We start from the raw sequence: 19,584 nt of genomic DNA on the forward strand, positions 1-19,584 counted from the left end.
CGATAACCGCCCCGCTTTTCCTTTTTCCACCTTCCCGGCCTCCCTGACATCAACGGGTTGCCGCGCGTCCTCACGCAGCCAGCAGAGTTAAACCGCCTTTTCAGCACCTGCTACACTCCAGACAAACATCACACCACGAGGCGAACGTTTATTATGTCGGAAAATGCATATCAGCCTGCAACAGTCTGGAACTGGGATCCTGAAGCCAAAGGCAACGGCGCGAAAACTAATCGTCCGTTCGCGGGTCCTACACATGAAAAAGCGCTGCCGGTCGGTAAACACCCTTTACAGCTCTACTCACTCGGCACGCCGAACGGTCAGAAAGTGACGATCCTGCTGGAAGAGCTGCTGGCGCTGAACGTTAACGACGCAGAATATGATGCCTGGCTGATCCGTATTGGCGACGGGGATCAGTTCTCCAGCGGGTTTGTGGACGTGAATCCGAACTCAAAAATCCCGGCGCTGAGCGATCACTCCGTCACCCCGCCGCTGCGGGTGTTCGAGTCGGGCAATATCCTGCTTTACCTGGCGGAAAAGTATGGCTACTTCCTGCCAAAAGATATCGCCGGCCGCACTGAAACCCTGAACTGGCTCTTCTGGCTGCAGGGCTCTGCGCCTTACCTCGGTGGCGGTTTTGGTCATTTCTATCACTATGCGCCGGAAAAAATTGAGTACGCCATCAACCGCTTCACGCTGGAAGCGAAGCGTCAGCTCGACGTGCTGGATCGCCAGCTGGCGGATCATCGCTATCTGGCCGGTGAGGATTACACCATCGCTGACATCGCCACCTGGCCGTGGTACGGCAACATGGTGCTGAATGACCAGTATGGCGCGGCGGAATTCCTGGATGTGCAGTCCTATAAAAATGTGGTGCGCTGGGCGAAAGAGATCGCGCAGCGTCCCGCTGTTATTCGTGGCCGCAAGGTCAATCGTGTCATGGGCGACCCGGCCGATCAGCTGCATGAGCGTCATGATGCTGCTGACTTCGATACCCAGACCCAGGATAAAAAAGCGTAAGGAGCTAACCTGTGAGTGCATACGTCGTATTTATTCGTGATAACACCCTGAACCAGGACGAAATGAACACCTATTCTGAGAAAGCGGGCCAGGCACGCGGCGATCATCCGATCAATCCGCTCGCCTTTTATGGCGCGCTGGAAACGCTGGAAGGTCCGGAAGCGGAAGGCGTGGTGATTCTGGAATTCCCGACCCGCGAAGCAGCGCACGCCTGGTATGACAGCCCGGAATACCAGGCTGCCAAAGCGCACCGTCTGAAAGGGGCGAACTATCGCGTGGTGCTGGTGCAGGGCATCGACAAATAACACGCAGGGCGGCAGCGATGCCGCCTTTTTTACGCCTCCACCTTCTGCAGCGTCTGCTGCAGAAACGCCACGAACGCCGTCACGCGTGCCGGAAGCTGACGCTGCGCCTGCCAGACCGCAAAAATGTCGCCATCGGGTGCCTGCCATTCAGGCAACACCGGCAGCAGATCCCCCGCCGCGAGGCTGTGCTGCGCATCCCACCAGGAACGCAGCAGAATGCCATGCCCATCCATCGCCAGCCGCATCGCCACTTCGCCATCGTTGGTCATCAGGCTGCCGCGCACCTTCTGGCTGATGCTCTGCTCACCGCGGGTCAGTCGCCACAGGGTAAAATCGCTGTCGTGCTGACGCAGTAAAATGCAGTTGTGTTCCGCCAGCTCGCTGACCGTCGCAGGCAGGCCGTGCCGGGCAGCATAAGCGGGTGAACAGCAGAGAATACGCGGATTGGTTCGCAGCTTACGCGCCACCAGCCGCGAGTCGGGCGGCTCACCGACGCGAATATCGATATCGATGTGCGCATCGAGAAAATTCAGCGGCTGGCTGCTGAGGTGCAGAGACAGCGCAAGCTGCGGATGCAGCGCGGCAAAGGCGGAGACGCACGGCGCGATATGGCGACGGCCAAACCCGAATGAAGCGTTGATATTCAGCGAGCCGCGCAGCTGAGCGGTTTCACCGCTGACCGCCTCTTCCAGCGCCACCAGCTGATCCAGCAGCGGGCGGGCACCAGCCAGATAACGGTGGCCTTCCGGCGTCAGCTCCAGCCGTCGCGTGGTGCGGCGCAGCAGCTGCACGCCCAGACGCTGCTCCAGCTGGCTCAGACGTTTGCTGACGGCCGCCAGCGACAGGCCCAGCTCACGTGCCGCTGCGGTCAGGCTCTCCAGCCCGGCCAGGCGAACAAAGAAGGCCAGGTCATCGGTGGAGGTGCGGGATTCTCTACTTTTATTCAACACTGGTTTGCGCTTCAGACTCATTATTTCCCCGGAAGCGACAGTTATACTGCGGTCACAATTCGAACATCAACCAGAAAGGTGCCCTGTGACTGAGAAAATCCATCGTATTGCCGTGATCCCCGGCGACGGTATCGGTAAAGAAGTGATGCCGGAAGGCGTCCGCGTGATGAATGCCGCCGCCGAAAAATTTAACATTCCGCTGCGCTGGGAGTGGTTTGATTACGCCAGCGCTGAGTACTGGCAGCAGCACGGCAAAATGCTGCCTGACGACTGGTTCCCGCAGCTGAAAACCTTCGATGCCATCTACTTTGGCGCCGTCGGCTGGCCGGAGGTGGTGCCTGACCACGTCTCCCTGTGGGGGTCGCTGTTACAGTTCCGCCGCGAGTTCGACCAGTACGTCAACCTGCGTCCGGTGCGCCTGATGCCCGGCGTCAAAGCGCCGCTGGCCAATCGCCAGCCGGGCGATATCGACTTCTATGTGGTGCGCGAAAACACCGAGGGCGAGTACTCCAGCGTGGGGGGCACCATGTTCCCCGGCACCGATCGTGAAGTGGTGATTCAGGAGACGGTGATGACGCGCACCGGCGTCGATCGCATTCTGAAGTTTGCCTATCAGCTGGCGCAGAGCCGGCCGAAGAAACATCTGACCTCGGCCACCAAATCCAACGGCATCGCCATCACCATGCCTTACTGGGACAGCCGTGTCGACGCGATGTCCGGCCAGTTTCCGGAGGTTCGCGTCGATAAGTATCACATTGATATTCTCACCGCCAACTTCGTGCTGCACCCGGACTGGTTCGATGTGGTCGTCGCCAGCAACCTGTTTGGCGATATCCTCTCTGACCTTGGCCCGGCCTGTACCGGCACCATCGGCATTGCCCCCTCCGCCAACATCAACCCGGAGGGTCTCTTTCCCAGCCTGTTTGAGCCGGTTCATGGCTCCGCGCCCGACATCGCCGGTAAAGGCATTGCCAATCCCATCGGCCAGATCTGGTGCGGCGCGATGATGCTGGAGCATCTCGGCTACAAGGCGGCAGGCGAAGCGGTTCTGGACGCCATTGAACGCACGCTGGCGGCGGGTGAGCACCTGACGCGTGACCTCGGTGGCTGCGCCAGTACAGAAGAGCTGGGGGCGGCCATCGCCGCCGCACTGTAAGTGAATCACGCTGCCGCCCGCCCCCGGCGGCAGCCCTCTCACCACCGCGCCGTTTATTCCGGTAACCGGACGACCATCGCCGGATGCCACCCTGCGGGTAAGGGATCCGGCCGCACGATGTTCAGGTTATGCAGGTGCAGGTTCTCTACGCCGCGCGCAAACAGCCCCGGCAGCCCGCCGGGATAGGGCTCAACCCCAAATGCTTCTCCGGATGCCGGGTCAACCCGGTAGGCGTTATCCAGGCCCATGCCGGTCGGGGCGTCCGGGTTGCAGGGCGGCCGTACGTCGTAGTGCCCCTGGGGCAATGACGCCACCGCCTGCTGCATCTGGATCTGGCTGATAACCACATCGCGTATCCAGCCCGGTTCTGCCGCATGCAGGTTAATCGCCCCCTCGGCCACGCCGGTTATGGTACTGAACTGCACCTGCTCCACGACGCCGGGTGTGATGGCGGGATCGCGGCGGCGTACCGAAATATGCAGCGGATCGGCTTTGCCCCAGTGACAGGGCGGCGCGTGGTGACAGGCAAACGTCAGATTGCTGAACAGCAGACGCCGCATGGCGCCGCCGTCGCGCGACAGAATGCCAATCCCCCGGTTCGAATCAAAAATGGTGCAGCCGGTTACCGTGACATCTTCCACATCGTCCCAGGTTTCGGTGCCAATCTTCAGGGCGCAGCTGTAGCTGCGCAGCAGGCAGTTGGTGATCATAATCTGCCGCGCCGGCCGCCGCAGTGCGGCAGGTTTATGGGTGGTTTTGATACAGATGGCATCGTCGGCGGCGCTGAAATAGCTGTTGCTGACAAACACCGCTTCGCAGCTGTCGATATCCAGCGCATCGGTGTTGGGCATCGTCATGGCGTTGTCGATGGTGAGGTGATCGATATGCACATGGCGGCAGCTCACCAGATGGACCGTCCACATCGGTGCCTGGACCAGCGTAAAGCCGGTCAGCGTCACCTGCTCACAATCTTCAAACACAATCAGGCGTGGCCGGTCAGCGTGCGGCAGGCGATAGCCCTGCGCATCCCGCTCAGCGGCAAACCAGGCGTCACCCTCACCATCAATGCGGCCGGTGCCGCTGAGGGTGATATTGCGCTGGCCCAGCGCATAGAGCAGCACGTTGTGGGATTTCTCCGCGCAGCTCAGCGCCTGCACCGCCTGATAGTCAGCCAGCTGCTGGCTGGCGATCAGCACCGCACCCGCGTCGAGATGCAGCTCAATGTCTGAGGGCAGATTCAGGCAGCCGCTGCGATAGCGTCCGGCAGGCAGTGTCAGACGGCCGCCGCCGGCCGCCGCAATCTGGTCAAGGGCGCGCTGCAGCACCGCGGTGTCCGGGGTTTCGCCGTCGGCGGCAGGATGAAAATCAGCAAGGGAAAGGTGCATGGTGCGTCTCCCGCAGGTTTGAGGAGGAAAAATTGCAGCACGAAACGGCGCAGCAAACCTTTGTCTGGCCGCCAGTTCGCCGTTTCGTGCGGGCTGTCACAGATTACTTCACGGCCCCTTCCGTCACGCCGCTGATAAATTTGCGCTGGAAAATCAGGAACACCAGAATCAGCGGCATGATCACAATCATCGCCCCCGCCATCAGCACCGGAATGTCGATGGTATTTTTATTCTGGAAAAACATCATGCCAATCGGCAGCGTCCGCAGCTCATCTTTGTTCACCAGAATCAGCGGGATCAGGAACTCATTCCAGGTCCAGATAAACAGCAGCAGCCCTAGCGTGGAGAGAGTCGGCCAGATAGCGGGCACCAGAATGCCCCACAGGATTTTGACCCGCGACGCGCCATCCATCACCGCCGCCTCCACCAGCTCTTTCGGCACCTGCTGAAAGGCGCTGGCAATCATCAGCGTGGTAAAGGGCAGCGACAGGGCAATCTGCGGCAGGATCAGCGCCAGATAGGTGTTGGTCAGCCCCATCCAGCGCAGCTCGTGATAGAGCGGAATGATAAAGGCCTCACTCGGCAGCACCATACCCAGCGCCAGCATCGCGGCTATCACCTTTTTGCCGGGGATCTTCAGCCAGGCAAAGCCAAATCCGGCCAGAATACCCAGCAGCACGCTGAACAGCACCACCGGGATCACCACCAGCACAGAGTTAAGGAAGTAGACGCTGAAGTGTCCCTGCTGCCACGCGGTCAGGTAATTTTTAAAATTAAGCGAGGCGGGCAGCGTAAAGACGCCCTGAAACAGCTCCATCTGGGTTTTGAATGAGGTCATCAGCGCCATCAGAAACGGCAGAATCGTCATCAGCGCCACGATCCAGATCAGCGCGCGTGAAATGACCGGCGTGCTTCGCATCAGTAACGCTCCCTTAAGGCCAGATGGATCAGGTAGTTAATCCCCAGAACAATGATCATACTGAACACCGCCACTGACGAGGCATAGCCAAAGTAGTGCAGATCAAAGCCCTGCTTATACATAAAGATGTTGGTGACCATGGTGGAGGTGCCCGGCCCGCCCTGGGTCATGACATAGACCAGGTCGAAGGCTTTGAGACTGGCGATCACCGTCAGCAGCAGGGCAATCCGCAGCTCGGGTCGCAGACCCGGCAGCGTGATGCGCATAAACTTCTGACGGCGCGACGACCCATCCAGGTCGGCCGCCTCCAGCAGGGAGGGGTCCATACGCTGCAGGCCCGCCATAAACAGCACCAGACAGAAGCCGAAGAAGTACCAGGTGGCGACCAGACCGACCGCGGGCAGCGCCCAGGTAAAATCGCCCAGCCACGACAGGGCCAGCTGCGGCAGACCGACGGCGCGCAGTATCTGATCGATCGGGCCAAACGCCGGGTTATAGAGCCAGCGCCACACGACCCCCAGCACGGCCATCGGCATGATGTAGGGCAGGAAAAAGAGAATGCGCAGCACGCTGCGTTCCTTGTTGTTGCGCGTCTCATAGAGAAAACTGCACAGCAGCAGGCCAACGCCGATAGGCAACAGGGTATAGAACAGCATCAGGATGGCGTTATTGCCCAGCGCAATCCAGAAGACGGGATCGCTGAACATCCGCATATAGTTACTGATGCCGCTGAACACCGGCAGTGAGGTGCCGTCCCATTCGGTAAAACTGATGCCCAGCGAGGCCAGCAGCGGAAAGAGCAGAAATACCGCATAGACCAGCACCGCAGGCAGCACATAGAGAAAATTACGCCAGCCGCTTAAATTCAACATAACCCTACTCGTGACTCAGAACAGTGCTCAGGCCCGGCGCTTCGCCGGGCCTCCGGCTTAGTGTTTCAGGGTTTTCAGGTAACGCTGATAGTTGTTATCAAAGTTGACCACCATCTGATCGGCAGTCTGACGGCCCGCCAGCAGCAGCTGGACATTCTGATTCAGCTCGGCATTCATGGTCGGGGTCGCCCAGTCCACGTAATGACCTAAACCGTCATACTCATTGAGCGTCAGCCAGACCTGATACGCTTCGGCCAGCAGCGGATTGTCCGCCGGCATCGTGGCCGCTTTGTTAGTACTGGCGGGCAGGAAACCGACCTTCAGCCAGCGGTTCGCCATGGCATCAGAGACCATATAGTTGATGAACTTCGCCGCACCCTCCTGCTGATCTTTGCCTTTGGCGGTGCTGGTGATGGAGAACGCCAGATCGGTGCCCCCCACCATCAGCGGCTGCTTCACACCTTCACCGGCAGGCATCGCCGCGAAGTGAATATCTTTGTTGTCTTTGAACTGGCCGAGGTACCAGGTGCCACTGACCAGAAACGCCGCCTGACCGTTCTGGAACAGGGTGGCGGCATCGTCATGGCCAATGCCCTGGAAGCCGGGGAAGAAGTAGCCTTTGTCGGTCCAGCTCTTCATCATGGTGGCGGCGTTGACCAGCTTGCTGTCCCTGAAGGTGCCGCCCACATCGTAAATCAGGTTATCCAGCGTCTTGCGGTCACGGCTCTCGATCTGGGCCTGCCACAGGGTGCTGAGCAGCTGCTGGCCCATGTTGCCGTCCAGCAGCCCCAGCATCATCGGCGCGGTGCCCTGCGCTTTGAGCTTCGCCATGGCGCTTTCCAGCTCTGCCAGCGTTTTCGGCACCGGAATGCCCGCTTTATCCAGCAGCGCTTTGTTGTAATAGAGTCCGACCATCTCCCCCAGGCTGGCGATGCCGTAGAGTTTGCCACTGCCAAATTCACCGCTGTCTGACCAGCGGTTACGTTTCAGAATCGAGTCCGGAAAACGGGTCGTCCAGCCATAGCTGGCTGCGTAGCTGTCGAGCGGCAGCAGCAGCTTATCTTTAACCAGCGAGCCCATATCCCCGCCGCCCTGGTTGACCTGCGCAATCTGCGGACCGTCACCGGCGGTCAGCGCCAGCTTAAGCGGGATGCGGGTATCTTCAAAGGAGTGCACCGAGCGGTTGATAACAATGCCGGGATTCTGCTGAGAGAACTCTTTGATCCCCTCATCCACCGCGGCGGTCTGCTGCGGATAGTTGTAGATATCCCACTCATTGAGGGTCACGGCGGCGTGGGCGGCCTGCGAGACGCTGCCTGCCAGCAGGCCCGCTGCCAGCAGCCGACCCACATTGCGAATTCGGAACGAACGAACGGAGGAAACAGACATTATGCTCACCTTCTTCAGACCAGAATCGGCATCCCTGCATCTCACCGCCTGACATCCTGCAGGCTGAAGCCGCACACAAACACACTGATTCATACTTACTTTAATAAAAAAATAAAGTCAAACAACCTGCCGCGGGAATTGCAACGCTGTGAGCGCGCGCAAATAAACAGCAATTCGGCGTGAATATCAGCACATCACGCTGGTCTGACGCCTGTTAACCGCGGCGGCAGCGTGCCCCGCGCGCTTTTTACAGCAGGAGATCGCCAGGCTATAATGACAAAATAACACCCTGATAAACCATACGAAAATCCTATCACGCTCACACTTTTCTCTTTTTACCGGCGCCGCATCTGCCGCCAGCCGCCGCCCTGCGGGCGTGCTGGCGATCACAGTTGTGCATCATGACGCAGTGAAAGATTGATTAACCGTCAGCGTTAGTGCGATAAGGGAATTATTCTATCTTGAAAACTAAGTCCACATTCATTAACGTAACTTTATCCTGTGGATCTGTTTACTCCCTGACCGTTTCACTCACTCATGAGAATTCACCATGGCGAATCAAGGTGTCATTCGTCCGGCCACGCCGGCGGACTTCCCGGCGCTCTACCGTATCTGCCTGGAAACAGCGGATGCCGGTGGCGATGCCCGCGCGCTCTACTCCGATCCCGACTATCCCGGCCAGCGTTTTGCCGTGCCCTACGCGCGGTTTGCGCCTGACTTCGCCTTTGTGCTGGAGCGTGACGGTGAGGTGCAGGGTTACGTTGTGGCCGTGCCTGACACCCGCGCGTTTGAGGATCAGCTCGACGCCGAATGGTGGCCGCAACTGCAGGAGAAATATCGCGACCGCAGCGCCAGCGCCCCGCTCGACAGTAAAGTGCTCGACGCCATCCGCCAGCCCGATCAGGCCGCGGAGACGCTGGTGACCCGCTGGCCCGCGCATCTGCATATCAACCTGCTGCCTGCCGCCCAGAAAGGGGGCTGGGGCCGCCGGATGATTGAGCATGAGCTGGCGGCGCTGCGGGCCGCCGGGGTCAGCGGTGTCCATCTTGGCGTCAGCCTGCAGAACGAGCAGGTGTGCGCCTTCTATACGCGTATGGGGTTCACCCCTATCCTGCGCAGTAATGCCATCTACATGGGCCAGTTACTCTGAGTGAGGTAGCCGATGACCAGCCTGCGCTTGCAGAATGTGAAGAAGTCGTATGAGCACGTCAATGTCATTCATGGCATCGATCTGACGATCAACAGCGGCGAATTTGTGGTGTTTGTCGGCCCTTCCGGCTGCGGCAAATCGACGCTGTTACGGATGATCGCCGGGCTGGAGGAGATCAGCAGCGGTCAGCTGCTGATTGAGGGGCAGGATATGACGCAGCAGCCCGCCACCGAGCGCGGCATCGCGATGGTGTTTCAATCCTATGCGCTCTACCCCAACATGACGGTGCGCGGCAATCTGGCCTATCCGCTGGAGGTCATGAAAAAGTCGAAAGCGGAGATCAACCAGGCTATTGCGCAGACGGCAGCACGGCTGCACCTGACGGAACTGCTCGACCGCCTGCCGCGTGCGCTTTCTGGCGGACAGCGGCAGCGCGTGGCGATTGGCCGCGCCATCATTCGTCATCCGCGTATTTTCCTGTTCGATGAACCGCTCTCCAACCTGGATGCCGAACTGCGTCTGCAGATGCGGATCGAGATCGCCCGCCTGCACGCCTCACTCGGTAACACCATGATTTATGTCACCCACGATCAGCTGGAGGCAATGACCCTGGCTGACCGCATCGTGGTGCTGCGTCAGGGCAGGATTGAACAGGTCGGCGCGCCGCTGACGCTCTATCACGACCCGGATAATCTGTTTGTCGCCGGGTTTATCGGATCGCCGAAGATGAACTTTCTGCGCGCCGAAATCAGCGCGACGGGCGAAGGTGAAGTGCAGCTGCGGGTGCCGGAGCTGAAGATTGAGGGGCTGGTCATGCCCCTTGCGGCTGCCTGCCGCGAGGGCCAGACCGTCACACTGGGCATCCGTCCCGAGCATTTCCAGCCTGCCGCGCAGACGCCGGACGCCCTGCGTTTTCACGGCGAGCTGGCCTATGGCGAGATGCTGGGTCACACCAACTATCTCTACCTGGATATCGGACGTGAACAGATGCTGGTGGTGGAAGAGCGTGAGGCCACCCCGCGCGATCTCGGTGCGCAGGTGGAACTGGGCATCTCTGCCGCGCACTGCCTGCTGTTTGATGAGCAGGGTCTGCGCCTGCGCTAGGAGAAGCGCGGAAACAAAAACGGGCGCTTAGCGCCCGTTTTTATTCGAGTGTTAACTCAGGTGACCGGCTCTTCGTCGGCCTGGGCTGCCAGCAGATCGAGCAAGCGGTTAACGGCAAATCCCGCCGCGCCCAGCGCCCACATCCGGTTCGATTCCGTCAGAAACTGCAGCGGCGTCATCTGTGGCGTCAGTTTCAGCCGGTAGGCCTGGAAACTCTGGGTGATGTGATCGAGCAGAATGCGTGACGCCATGTGCGGCTCCATCGCCAGATAGACCACATCCGGATCGTAGGCCACCGACAGGTTCGCCAGCGAAATGCCCAGTTCACGTCCCGCCTCTTCCAGCGCCGCCAGCACCTCTGGCGTGGGCCGCTGATCCAGCGCCTGCAGCGTCACGCCCTCCGCATCCTGCTCCGCCACCCGCTGCAGAATGGCGCGCGAGGAGGCGACATCTTCCAGCAGGCGCAGCGAACCGTCGCCCACCAGCCCGTTACCAATCTCGCCCGCCTTGCCGTGACGACCGCGATAGAGCTGACGATTAAGGATGATCCCCGCGCCAATCCCTTTGCCGTAGGTGGCGATCACCGCCGACTGCGCATTGCCGAGCTGACCAAACACCAGCGCGGCCATGGCCATGGCGTTGGCGTCGTTTTCGATAAAGACCGGCAGCGAGAAGCGCTCTTCAAGCAGGCGCGCAATCGGAACGTTATCCCAGCCCAGCACCTTGGAGCGGATGCAATAGCCGTTTTCAGCATCGACCAGCCCCGACAGCGCCAGACCAATGGCCCCCACCCGCTTCTCCTCCACGCCGCGCAGAAATTTCGCCAGCGCATCGCCAAGCTGGCGCGGCGTCAGCGTGCCTTTTGGCATCTGCTGTTCACCCAGCAGATTGCCGCTGAGATCGGTCATGACGATCAGGTTGCGTTCCGCATTGAGCTGAATCCCAATCACGCTGGCGCGGTCGGGGTTGAGCCCCAGCAGGGTTTTTGGCCGTCCCATCGACACGCGACGCAGCCCCAGCTCCTGCACAATCTCCTGCGTCAGCAGGCGGTTGGTTGCCTGTGAGACGGTCGACATGCTCAGTCCGCTGCGAACTTTCAGATCTGACTGGCTGATTGGCGCATTTTCGACAATCAACCGCAGAATGCGCGCGGTTACGTTGGGAGCGGTCATAGATTCCTCGGGTTATCGGGCTGAGGCAGCTCAGCCCGCTTGAGATCGGTAATCGGCAGGCGTCAGCTGCTGCGCCAGGGTCAGCGCCCCGCTCAGGGCATCGCCCTGCGGCACCACCAGCCGGGCCTGAATATCTTCTTCCAGCCAGCGCTGAATCGGTGCGGCCACGCCGCCCATCAGCGCCACCGGCCCGCTGCTCACGGCGATCAGGCGTCGCACCATCAGGCCGATATCGGCGGCGGTCTGTTGCAGCAGCTCCCGAGCGTGGCTGTCACCCGCGTCGGCGGCTGCAAAAATCTGTGGCACCACGCGGGCCCAGTCAGCAGGCACCGCCGTGCGCGTCCAGAGCAGCATGGTTTCCGGGCTGTCGCCGAACTGCGCCATCAGCTGGCGGGTCAGGGAGCCGTGCGGAATGATCGACTCATGCGCCAGCAGCGCCAGACGCAGCGCGCGACGGCCCAGCTCCGCCCCCGATCCCTGATCGGAGAGGGCAAAGCCCCAGCCGCCAAGCAGCGTAAAGCGTTCGCCATCCCAGGCGGCGCCCTGACTGCCGGTGCCGATGATAAAGACCGCCCCAGGCTCGCCACCGTGCGCGCCCGCGCAGGCGATCTCCACATCGCTGACCACCTGCAACGCCGCGCAGGCGGGCTGCCAGCTTGCGAGGCGCGCCTGCACTGAGGCGACGTTAGCGCCGGCCAGCCCCGCCACCAGCGCGGTCTGTGCCAGCGCCTCTGCGGTGAGTCCCGCCTGGATAAATACCTGTTCAGTCAGCTGCCCGACACAGGTCAGGGCCGCATCATAATCTGACCAGACATTGGCGGGTCCACCGGTGCTTTCTGCCAGCAGGCGGCCCTGCCGATCGGTTAAGCGCGCGCGACACTGCGTTCCGCCGCCATCGATGCCAAGAAGATAGTGTGGTTGCACGCGCTTCCTTCCCTGATTAAGGGTTATAGCCATAATGAGCGAACGATAGGATAAAAAAACTTAAATCGCAATAACAAATAAATATGGTAAAAACATCCTGATTATTTTTCCTTAATTTACATAAATATAACAAAAACACACCCCGCAAAACGTGCAGTGCGATGTTGACATTACTTTTTCTGCCGTAATAAGTTGATGGTCAGATTATCAGCAGCCGCGCCCGACCGCTGGCGGGCTTTGCATCATCCGATCTCAGGAGCAGGGGTTTACCATGAAAGTAGGCATTATCGGTCTCGGCTTTCGTCTGTCCCACGTCATGAAAGAGTTCAGCAAAGCTGACGACAGCTTTTCCGTCGTGGGCTATTACGATCCGGCCCCCGCCGGATTGCCGAATCTGCACAGCTTTGGTATTGCGCCCGGCCAGGCTTTTGCGTCTGTGGACGCCCTGCTGGCTCACGGCGGAATGGATGTGGTGCTGGTGGGTTCACCCAACTTTCTGCATCTGGAGCATGTGGGTCAGGCGCTGGCGGCAGGCTATACCGTCTTTACCGAAAAGCCGGTGGTAATTAATGAAGAGCAGACCATGGCGATGGCAAAGCTGGTGCGTCAGTATGGCGAGGCGCGCATTCTGGTCGGGCTGGTGCTGCGCTATTCACCGCTTTATCACGATCTGCTGGCTGCGCGCGATGCGGGCCAGCTGGGCGAAATCACCTCAATTGAGGCAACCGAACACATCAAGCCTTATCACGGTGCCTTCTTCCAGCGCGACTGGCGACGGCTGGAGAAGTTTGCCGGTCCCTATATTCTGGAGAAGTGCTGCCACGACATCGACCTCTATCAGGGCCTGCTGCAGCGGCGTCCGACTCACGTCGCCAGCTTTGGTGGCCGGAAATCCTTTACCCCGGCTCATGCCCCGCAGGGGGCGATCACCCCTGAGTCGGAGCTCTATCACGTCAAACCCAGCGGCTGGTCCAGCACAGATGCGGTCTTCGACAGCGATGCTGACATTGTCGACTACCAGACCGCGCTGATTGAGTATGAGGGGGGAGCCACCCTCGCCTTCCACGCCAACCTGAACGTGCCGGATGAGTTCCGCCGTTTCTGCGTCATGGGCACTGACGGCATGGCGGAAGGCGACTTTGTGCGTAACTACTTCCGGGTGCACAACGCCCGCAGCGGTGAGAAAGAGGTCGATACCGCCTACAGCGGCAACGCTTATGATGGCCATTACGGCGCGGATGCGCTGATGGCTGAAGAGATCGTCAAACATATTAAACAGGGAACACCGCTGAAAGTCTCAGTGGTGGACGCGCTGGAAGCGGGCCTCACCGCCATCAAAATCGATGAGGCACGCAAAACCCGCAGCGTAGTGGACATGCGTGAAAGCTGGCTGACATTTGACGCCAACCTGGGAAAATCCGGGGCCTGACGGCCCCAGCCTCAGGGGCGGCCTCCCCCGCCGTCCCCGGCTTGTTACTGGCTCTCTGACTGGTACTCTGCTGAACTGGCCTTCGGGCCAGTTACTTCTCAGGTGACAGGCATTATTCCCCTTCAGGCCTGCCGCCTTATGTCAGCAACAGACGCAAGAAAACGCCTTTAAATGGCCTCTTCCGGTATGAGAATAATCGACAGGGTGTTGCTCACGCAGGCTGCAGAGCAACGATTGAACCCATGTTGATGAGCGGTAGTCGCTGCTGCCTGCTGGTCAGGCGTTTTGCGTGGCCTATTTCCGATCTTCTTTAGATGAAATCATCCAGGCTAACCCGTAAAGAACCAGTCCAGCGAGAAAAACGAGCAAGGGGGCGAGTACGCGCATAATCCCTTCATTCGCAAAGATGGCAATGAACATGCCCGGCACTACGGCGCTGATCACAACCGCCCCTGATAACTCAGAAATGACTTTTCTGATGACTCTAAAGATTCTCGATTGCACTCAGAAATTGCTCCGTTTTCAGAGGGGTTTTATCAAGCGTAAAAAGATTCACTACCCTCAGCAACCGATATGGCGGGCGACTTTGCGGAAGACGCAGGCTCCCTGAAGCCTGCGCGGGATGTGCCTGCAGCGACCTTCCTGAAACGGGAAGCGGCTGCCGGATGTGAAGCGAAGGGAGCATATGTCTGTAGCAAAGCATAGCGGGCCACGGATGGCCCGCGCTGAGCCTGCCAGGGAGGGCGTTTTTGCGTCTTTGCGGAGGACATATGCTCCCTGAAGCCTGCGCTCAGGTTACCCGCGATAACCTTCCTGAGCCTGATCCGGGCATCACAAGCGCATACAGCTGCCCTGGGTCAGACCGCATCCCCCTCATTCTCCAGCTTCTGCCGCCGCCGCAGATGCGGAAACAACTTCATCCACAGGGCCACCACCACCAGCGTACCGATCCCTCCAATCGCCGCCGCCGGGGCTGCGCCCATCCATGCTGCCAGCATCCCCGACTCAAACTCACCCAGCTGATTCGACGTATTGATGAAAATGGCGTTCACTGCATTCACCCGCCCGCGCATCGCATCCGGCGTATCCAGCTGCACCAGCGCACCGCGAATCACCATACTGACCATATCGAAACCGCCCAGCGCACACAGCGCGAGCAGCGACAGCCACAGCTGTGTCGAGAGCGCGAACACCAGCGTGGCAACACCAAAGCCCGCCACCGAACCAAACATAATCATCCCGACATGCTTATCCAGCTTATGCCGGCTCAGCCAGATGCCGACCAGCAGCGCCCCCACAGAGGGCGCGCCCCGCAGCATCCCCAATCCCCACGGCCCGGTATGCAGAATATCTTTGGCAAAAATGGGCAGCAGCGCGGTCGCGCCACCCAGCAGGACGGCAAAGAGATCGAGCGAAATCACGCCCAGCACATCTTTGCGTTCGCGGATAAAGTGAATCCCGGCAAACAGATTCTTCATGTTCATCGGCAGGCGCGGCTGCAACGGGCGCTCATAGCGCAGCAGACTCACCAGCGTCAGCGAAATCAGATAAAACAGCGCAGACACGCCATACACCACATGCGGTCCCGCGACATAAAGCAGCCCGCCCAGCGTCGGTCCGACGATAACCGCCGCCTCGCCGCCCACCGAGTTCATCGCCATCGCCCGCGCCAGAATCGCGGGCGGCACCAGCGACGGCAGCATTGAGGACATCGAAGGCCACTCCAGCGCTTTCGCCACCGCAATCATAAATACCAGACCCCAGAGCGTAACCCGATCGGCGGTAGAGAATAAGGTAAGCACCACTAATGCCAGCAGCGCAGCAAATTCCACCAGTTGACCGAACAGCACGATACGCCGCCGGTCATACTGATCCGCCAGATGCCCTGCAGGCAGCGCCAGCAACACCGACGGCAGAAACTGCATTAAGCCGATCATCCCTAACGCCATCGCGCTGTCGGTCAGCGCATAGATCTGCCAGCTGATCGCCACCGAAAACATCTGAAAACCAAACGATGAACAGGTTCGGGCCAGCCAGAAGGCGACGAATGCCCGATGTCGCCACAGCGGCTCTTCCGCTGCCGATGCCATAAATCCCATGTCTTATCCCAAATTTGATGAGCCGTCCCGCGTCGTTGCGCGGTGTTATTTGTGCGGTCGATGAGGAACGTCAGATAACAGAGCGGATGAAGTATAATCGCGATGATTTCCCCTCTGCTGCTCCCGGCGATAAATCGCCTTCCTGTCCATGCCGGGCCTGAAAAATCTCTCCTGATTATTACCAGCCTATTGGTCCCGACTATTGAATATATTCCACGTCATCATCAGACGCCAAAGGAATTATTGCTTCTGTGCCGAAGCGTTTATTTACGCTCCGCGACAATAAAAGGATGATTTGGATTAAGCAGATGATCTATATTTATTCACGCGTTTGGAAAATGCGACCGTTTATATGATTGATTATCAATAAATCCTTTTTTATTGCACGCCAAAGAGATAATGAAAAACAGTTTATATAACCCTTATGTTACTGAACCTATCCATCACGTTACGCGTAATGTCACGGGCATTTGCTATAGCGTGCCATATCTTCAGCAAAATCAGGACAGCCGCAATATACTTAATACAAACAACATTATTTCATTACACAACCAAATCGCTACTGAAGCAGCATTAATGATTGTCCCGGTAGAAGACTTTCGGCTGCAGGGAATGATTGCGGTTCCGGATGCTTATTCTCATTTACAGGATGGGCGAATCAGAATTGGTATTAATTATACCAGTTTAGCCGCACACCACGCCTCACTGCTTGAATTAACAGAGAAATTTGATTTCTGGCTTTATGATTTTGCTCCGCCCGGTGCAGACTGGCGACTGCTGGAATCCTTTCCTTTTTCCGGGATTGTTTTAACCGAAGCGTTCTTTAATGACAATTATGAAAAGTTTACCTTTCCTTTTTTCATGGCGACATTCCGTGAGAAAGGGGCCGAGGTGATCGTGCGAAGTCATACGCCGCCTTTAAGCGCTGAACAGTTTGCTGAGATAAATATTAGCGGCTGGCAACAGCAACGCTCGGACGGCGACCTGATTAGCTGCTGAACCACAAATCCTGCCCTCCGGCGTTAAGGGCACACGGCGGTGCGCTTAACGTCCATTAATCCCCCATAAAATGTCGCATTACTTCATTTGTTAAGCGCTTTGAGCTAAAAAAATCAAACCTTGATCTAATTTTGCTATAACATTTAACACAAAGGGAGCGTCTGTCTTAGCGGAAGAGATTCTCAAGAACACCCTTAATCATTTGTACTTGATAACTGGAAACAGCCTATCTGGTTGTTTTCGTATGTTTTATGGCAACAAAACGAGGTCGATATCATGGGGAAAAACTCCTCATCGTTTAGCGTAATTCGTTTCCTGACGATACTGTTCGCAGTACTGACGGGCGCGTTTATGCTGATTGGCGGTGGCTGGTTAGCCGCTATTGGTGGTTCCTGGTATTACGTTTTCGGCGGTGTGGTTATGCTCATCACCGCTTATCTGCTTTCCCGCCGTAAAAGCACCGCGCTGGTTCTCTATGCGCTGCTGCTGATCGGCACCCTGATCTGGGGCGTGTGGGAAGTCGGGACGGACTTCTGGGCGCTGGCGCCACGCACCGATGTGCTGGTGATTTTTGGTGTCTGGCTGATCCTGCCGTTTGTCTATCGCAGCGTTAACGCCGGTAGCAAAGCAGCACTGGGTACCATGGCTGTGGCGCTGATTGCCAGTGCGGCCGTGCTGGCCTACGCGGTATTCAACGATCCGCAGGTCATTAACGGTTCTGTGCCGGAAACCGCTGACAATGCGCAGCAGGCTGCACCGCTGAGCAACATCCCGGATGCTGACTGGCCCGCTTATGCGCGCGATCAGCAGGGAACCCGTTTCTCGCCGCTGAAGCAGATTAACCACGAGAACGTGAAAGAGTTGCAGGTTGCCTGGCAGTTCCAGACCGGCGACATGAAAACCCCTAACGATCCGGGCGAAATCACCGACGAAGTGACCCCGATTAAAATCCGCGACACCCTTTACCTCTGTTCGCCACACCAGATCCTGTTTGCGCTGGATGCGGCTACAGGTAAACAGAAGTGGAAGTTTGATCCGGCCATGAAGGTGAATCCGACCTTCCAGCACGTGACCTGCCGCGGCGTCTCCTACCACGAAGTGCCGGCAGCCGCTGATGCAGCAAACAGCCAGCCTGCGCTCTGCTCACGTCGTATCTATTTACCGGTTAACGATGGTCGTCTGTTTGCACTGGACGCCGAAACCGGCGAACGCTGCCCGACATTTGGCGTTAACGGCGAGCTGGATCTGCAGCACAAACAGCCTGTCACCACGCCGGGTCAGTATGAGCCGACCTCACCGCCGATCATTACCAACACCACCATCATCATGGCGGGTGCAGTCACCGATAACTACTCAACCCGCGAGCCTTCCGGCGTGATTCGTGGCTTTGATGTGAATACCGGTAAACTGCTGTGGGTCTTTGATCCGGGTGCTAAAGATCCGAATGCCATCCCGGCTGATGAACACACCTTTACCCTGAATTCACCGAACTCATGGGCACCGGCGGTTTACGATCCGAAACTGGATACCGTTTACCTGCCAATGGGCGTGAGCACACCGGACATCTGGGGCGGTAACCGCACACCAGAGCAGGAGCGTTACGCGAGCAGCGTGCTGGCGCTGAACGCCACCACCGGTAAGCTGGTCTGGTCTTATCAGACGGTGCATCACGACCTGTGGGATATGGATCTGCCGTCGCAGCCGACTCTGGCTGACATCACCGATAAAGATGGCAACACCGTCCCGGTGATCTACGCACCGGCTAAAACCGGTAACATCTTCGTTCTGGATCGCCGCACCGGCAAGCCAGTGGTTCCGGCGCCAGAAACGCCAGTGCCACAGGGTGCCGCGAAAGGCGACCACGTTGCCGCCACGCAGCCCTACTCTGAGCTGACCTTCCGTCCGAAACAGAACCTCACGGACAAGGACATGTGGGGCGCGACGATGTTTGACCAGCTGGTGTGCCGCGTTATCTTCAAGCGTCTGCGCTATGAAGGTCCGTTCACGCCGCCATCTGAGCAGGGTACGCTGGTGTTCCCGGGCAACCTGGGTATGTTCGAATGGGGCGGTATCGCGGTCGATCCACATCGTCAGATTGCGATTGCTAACCCGATGGCGCTGCCGTTTGTCTCGAAACTGGTTCCACGCGGTCCGGGCAACCCGATTGAGCCGCCGAAAGGCGCAGAGGGTGGTTCAGGGACTGAAACCGGTATTCAGCCGCAGTATGGCGTGCCGTTTGGCGTCGAACTGAATCCGTTCCTCTCTCCGTTTGGTCTGCCATGCAAACAGCCTGCCTGGGGTTATATCTCCGCGGTGGATCTGAAGACCAACGACGTCGTGTGGAAACAGCGTATCGGTACCGTTCGTGACAGCTCACCGGTTCCGCTGCCGTTCAAAATGGGTATGCCGATGCTGGGTGGTCCAATCACCACCGCAGGTAAGGTATTCTTCATTGGTGCGACCGCCGATAACTACCTGCGCGCGTTCAGCACCGACACCGGCGAACTGCTGTGGCAGGCACGTCTGCCAGCAGGCGGCCAGGCGACCCCGATGACCTATGAAGTGAATGGCAAGCAGTACGTTGTCATCGCAGCAGGCGGTCACGGTTCGTTTGGTACCAAGCTGGGCGACTATGTGATTGCCTACGCACTGCCAGACCAGAAGTAATTCCTGCTTCGGTCAGTAACAAAAGGCGGACTCGGGTCCGCCTTTTT

Annotated in this window: 16 protein-coding genes; 8 read left to right on the plus strand and 8 right to left on the minus strand. The window is 58.5% G+C overall.

The annotated features are described in order from the left end of the window. Window positions 1–153: 153 nt before the first annotated feature. Together yghU and OJ965_RS19190 are read left to right on the plus strand one after the other, a co-directional pair. Window positions 154–1,017: a glutathione-dependent disulfide-bond oxidoreductase gene (yghU, locus tag OJ965_RS19185; RefSeq protein ID WP_009092525.1), complete on the plus strand. Its 864-nt coding sequence runs from the start codon at window positions 154–156 to the stop codon at window positions 1,015–1,017. Window positions 1,018–1,028: 11 nt separating this feature from the next. Further along, complete coding sequence (locus OJ965_RS19190; RefSeq protein ID WP_009092527.1) at window positions 1,029–1,322, plus strand: DUF1330 domain-containing protein; 294 nt, start codon at window positions 1,029–1,031, stop codon at window positions 1,320–1,322. Window positions 1,323–1,351: 29 nt separating this feature from the next. Here the strand turns inward: OJ965_RS19190 and OJ965_RS19195 are convergent, their stop codons facing one another. Continuing rightward, window positions 1,352–2,293: a LysR family transcriptional regulator gene (locus OJ965_RS19195; protein ID WP_009092528.1), complete on the minus strand. Its 942-nt coding sequence runs from the start codon at window positions 2,291–2,293 to the stop codon at window positions 1,352–1,354. A 64-nt stretch (window positions 2,294–2,357) separates the two neighbouring features. Here OJ965_RS19195 and OJ965_RS19200 point away from each other — a divergent pair, with 64 nt between their 5' ends. Then, entirely contained in the window at window positions 2,358–3,428 is a 1,071-nt protein-coding gene (locus tag OJ965_RS19200; protein ID WP_009092530.1) for a tartrate dehydrogenase, read from the plus strand. 53 nt (window positions 3,429–3,481) lie between these two features. Here the strand turns inward: OJ965_RS19200 and OJ965_RS19205 are convergent, their stop codons facing one another. From OJ965_RS19205 to OJ965_RS19220, 4 genes are all read right to left on the minus strand, one after another. Continuing rightward, on the minus strand, window positions 3,482–4,813 hold the full coding sequence (locus OJ965_RS19205; RefSeq protein WP_265137492.1) for a glycoside hydrolase family 28 protein: 1,332 nt from the start codon (window positions 4,811–4,813) through the stop codon (window positions 3,482–3,484). A gap of 103 nt (window positions 4,814–4,916) precedes the next feature. Further along, window positions 4,917–5,732, minus strand: coding sequence for a carbohydrate ABC transporter permease (locus OJ965_RS19210; protein ID WP_009092533.1), 816 nt, complete (start codon window positions 5,730–5,732; stop codon window positions 4,917–4,919). Next, window positions 5,732–6,604 (minus strand): carbohydrate ABC transporter permease, encoded by an 873-nt coding sequence (locus OJ965_RS19215; RefSeq protein WP_009092534.1) that lies wholly within the window; start codon window positions 6,602–6,604, stop codon window positions 5,732–5,734. Before OJ965_RS19215 ends, OJ965_RS19210 begins: the two co-directional genes overlap by 1 nt. 57 nt (window positions 6,605–6,661) lie before the next feature. Beyond that, on the minus strand, window positions 6,662–7,993 hold the full coding sequence (locus OJ965_RS19220; protein ID WP_046101049.1) for an extracellular solute-binding protein: 1,332 nt from the start codon (window positions 7,991–7,993) through the stop codon (window positions 6,662–6,664). 550 nt (window positions 7,994–8,543) lie between these two features. Here OJ965_RS19220 and OJ965_RS19225 point away from each other — a divergent pair. Together OJ965_RS19225 and OJ965_RS19230 are read left to right on the plus strand one after the other, a co-directional pair. Further along, window positions 8,544–9,143 (plus strand): GNAT family N-acetyltransferase, encoded by a 600-nt coding sequence (locus OJ965_RS19225; RefSeq protein ID WP_111208280.1) that lies wholly within the window; start codon window positions 8,544–8,546, stop codon window positions 9,141–9,143. Window positions 9,144–9,155: 12 nt separating this feature from the next. Further along, window positions 9,156–10,247, plus strand: coding sequence for an ABC transporter ATP-binding protein (locus OJ965_RS19230; RefSeq protein ID WP_046101047.1), 1,092 nt, complete (start codon window positions 9,156–9,158; stop codon window positions 10,245–10,247). A gap of 56 nt (window positions 10,248–10,303) precedes the next feature. On the opposite strand, the gene OJ965_RS19235 is transcribed toward OJ965_RS19230, so the two are convergent. Together OJ965_RS19235 and OJ965_RS19240 are read right to left on the minus strand one after the other, a co-directional pair. Continuing rightward, window positions 10,304–11,419: an ROK family transcriptional regulator gene (locus OJ965_RS19235; RefSeq protein WP_009092538.1), complete on the minus strand. Its 1,116-nt coding sequence runs from the start codon at window positions 11,417–11,419 to the stop codon at window positions 10,304–10,306. 30 nt (window positions 11,420–11,449) lie between these two features. Continuing rightward, on the minus strand, window positions 11,450–12,343 hold the full coding sequence (locus OJ965_RS19240; protein WP_058957019.1) for a glucosamine kinase nucleotide-binding domain-containing protein: 894 nt from the start codon (window positions 12,341–12,343) through the stop codon (window positions 11,450–11,452). A gap of 271 nt (window positions 12,344–12,614) precedes the next feature. Here OJ965_RS19240 and OJ965_RS19245 point away from each other — a divergent pair, with 271 nt between their 5' ends. Next, entirely contained in the window at window positions 12,615–13,772 is a 1,158-nt protein-coding gene (locus tag OJ965_RS19245; RefSeq protein WP_154928630.1) for a Gfo/Idh/MocA family protein, read from the plus strand. Window positions 13,773–14,629: 857 nt separating this feature from the next. Here OJ965_RS19245 and OJ965_RS19250 read toward each other — a convergent pair. Further along, window positions 14,630–15,871 (minus strand): MFS transporter, encoded by a 1,242-nt coding sequence (locus OJ965_RS19250; RefSeq protein WP_033736437.1) that lies wholly within the window; start codon window positions 15,869–15,871, stop codon window positions 14,630–14,632. Window positions 15,872–16,270: 399 nt separating this feature from the next. Between OJ965_RS19250 and OJ965_RS19255 the strand changes: the two genes are divergently transcribed. Continuing rightward, window positions 16,271–16,870: a hypothetical protein gene (locus OJ965_RS19255; protein WP_033736438.1), complete on the plus strand. Its 600-nt coding sequence runs from the start codon at window positions 16,271–16,273 to the stop codon at window positions 16,868–16,870. A 276-nt stretch (window positions 16,871–17,146) separates the two neighbouring features. Next, entirely contained in the window at window positions 17,147–19,537 is a 2,391-nt protein-coding gene (locus OJ965_RS19260; protein WP_009092543.1) for a glucose/quinate/shikimate family membrane-bound PQQ-dependent dehydrogenase, read from the plus strand. The last annotated feature ends 47 nt before the right edge of the window (window positions 19,538–19,584 follow it).

It is taken from the genome of Pantoea anthophila (assembly GCF_026104315.1).
Lineage (GTDB): Bacteria > Pseudomonadota > Gammaproteobacteria > Enterobacterales > Enterobacteriaceae > Pantoea > Pantoea anthophila.

What these genes read in the sequence shown, in the direction of transcription:
- yghU (WP_009092525.1), top strand. Translation starts at nt 154, where the DNA reads ATGTCGGAAAATGCATATCAGCCTGCAACAGTCTGGAACTGGGATCCT.
- OJ965_RS19195 (WP_009092528.1), bottom strand. Translation starts at nt 2,293, where the DNA reads ATGAGTCTGAAGCGCAAACCAGTGTTGAATAAAAGTAGAGAATCCCGC.
- OJ965_RS19205 (WP_265137492.1), bottom strand. Translation starts at nt 4,813, where the DNA reads ATGCACCTTTCCCTTGCTGATTTTCATCCTGCCGCCGACGGCGAAACC.
- OJ965_RS19210 (WP_009092533.1), bottom strand. Translation starts at nt 5,732, where the DNA reads ATGCGAAGCACGCCGGTCATTTCACGCGCGCTGATCTGGATCGTGGCG.
- OJ965_RS19215 (WP_009092534.1), bottom strand. Translation starts at nt 6,604, where the DNA reads ATGTTGAATTTAAGCGGCTGGCGTAATTTTCTCTATGTGCTGCCTGCG.
- OJ965_RS19220 (WP_046101049.1), bottom strand. Translation starts at nt 7,993, where the DNA reads ATGTCTGTTTCCTCCGTTCGTTCGTTCCGAATTCGCAATGTGGGTCGG.
- OJ965_RS19225 (WP_111208280.1), top strand. Translation starts at nt 8,544, where the DNA reads ATGGCGAATCAAGGTGTCATTCGTCCGGCCACGCCGGCGGACTTCCCG.
- OJ965_RS19230 (WP_046101047.1), top strand. Translation starts at nt 9,156, where the DNA reads ATGACCAGCCTGCGCTTGCAGAATGTGAAGAAGTCGTATGAGCACGTC.
- OJ965_RS19235 (WP_009092538.1), bottom strand. Translation starts at nt 11,419, where the DNA reads ATGACCGCTCCCAACGTAACCGCGCGCATTCTGCGGTTGATTGTCGAA.
- OJ965_RS19245 (WP_154928630.1), top strand. Translation starts at nt 12,615, where the DNA reads ATGAAAGTAGGCATTATCGGTCTCGGCTTTCGTCTGTCCCACGTCATG.
- OJ965_RS19250 (WP_033736437.1), bottom strand. Translation starts at nt 15,871, where the DNA reads ATGGGATTTATGGCATCGGCAGCGGAAGAGCCGCTGTGGCGACATCGG.
- OJ965_RS19255 (WP_033736438.1), top strand. Translation starts at nt 16,271, where the DNA reads ATGAAAAACAGTTTATATAACCCTTATGTTACTGAACCTATCCATCAC.
- OJ965_RS19260 (WP_009092543.1), top strand. Translation starts at nt 17,147, where the DNA reads ATGGGGAAAAACTCCTCATCGTTTAGCGTAATTCGTTTCCTGACGATA.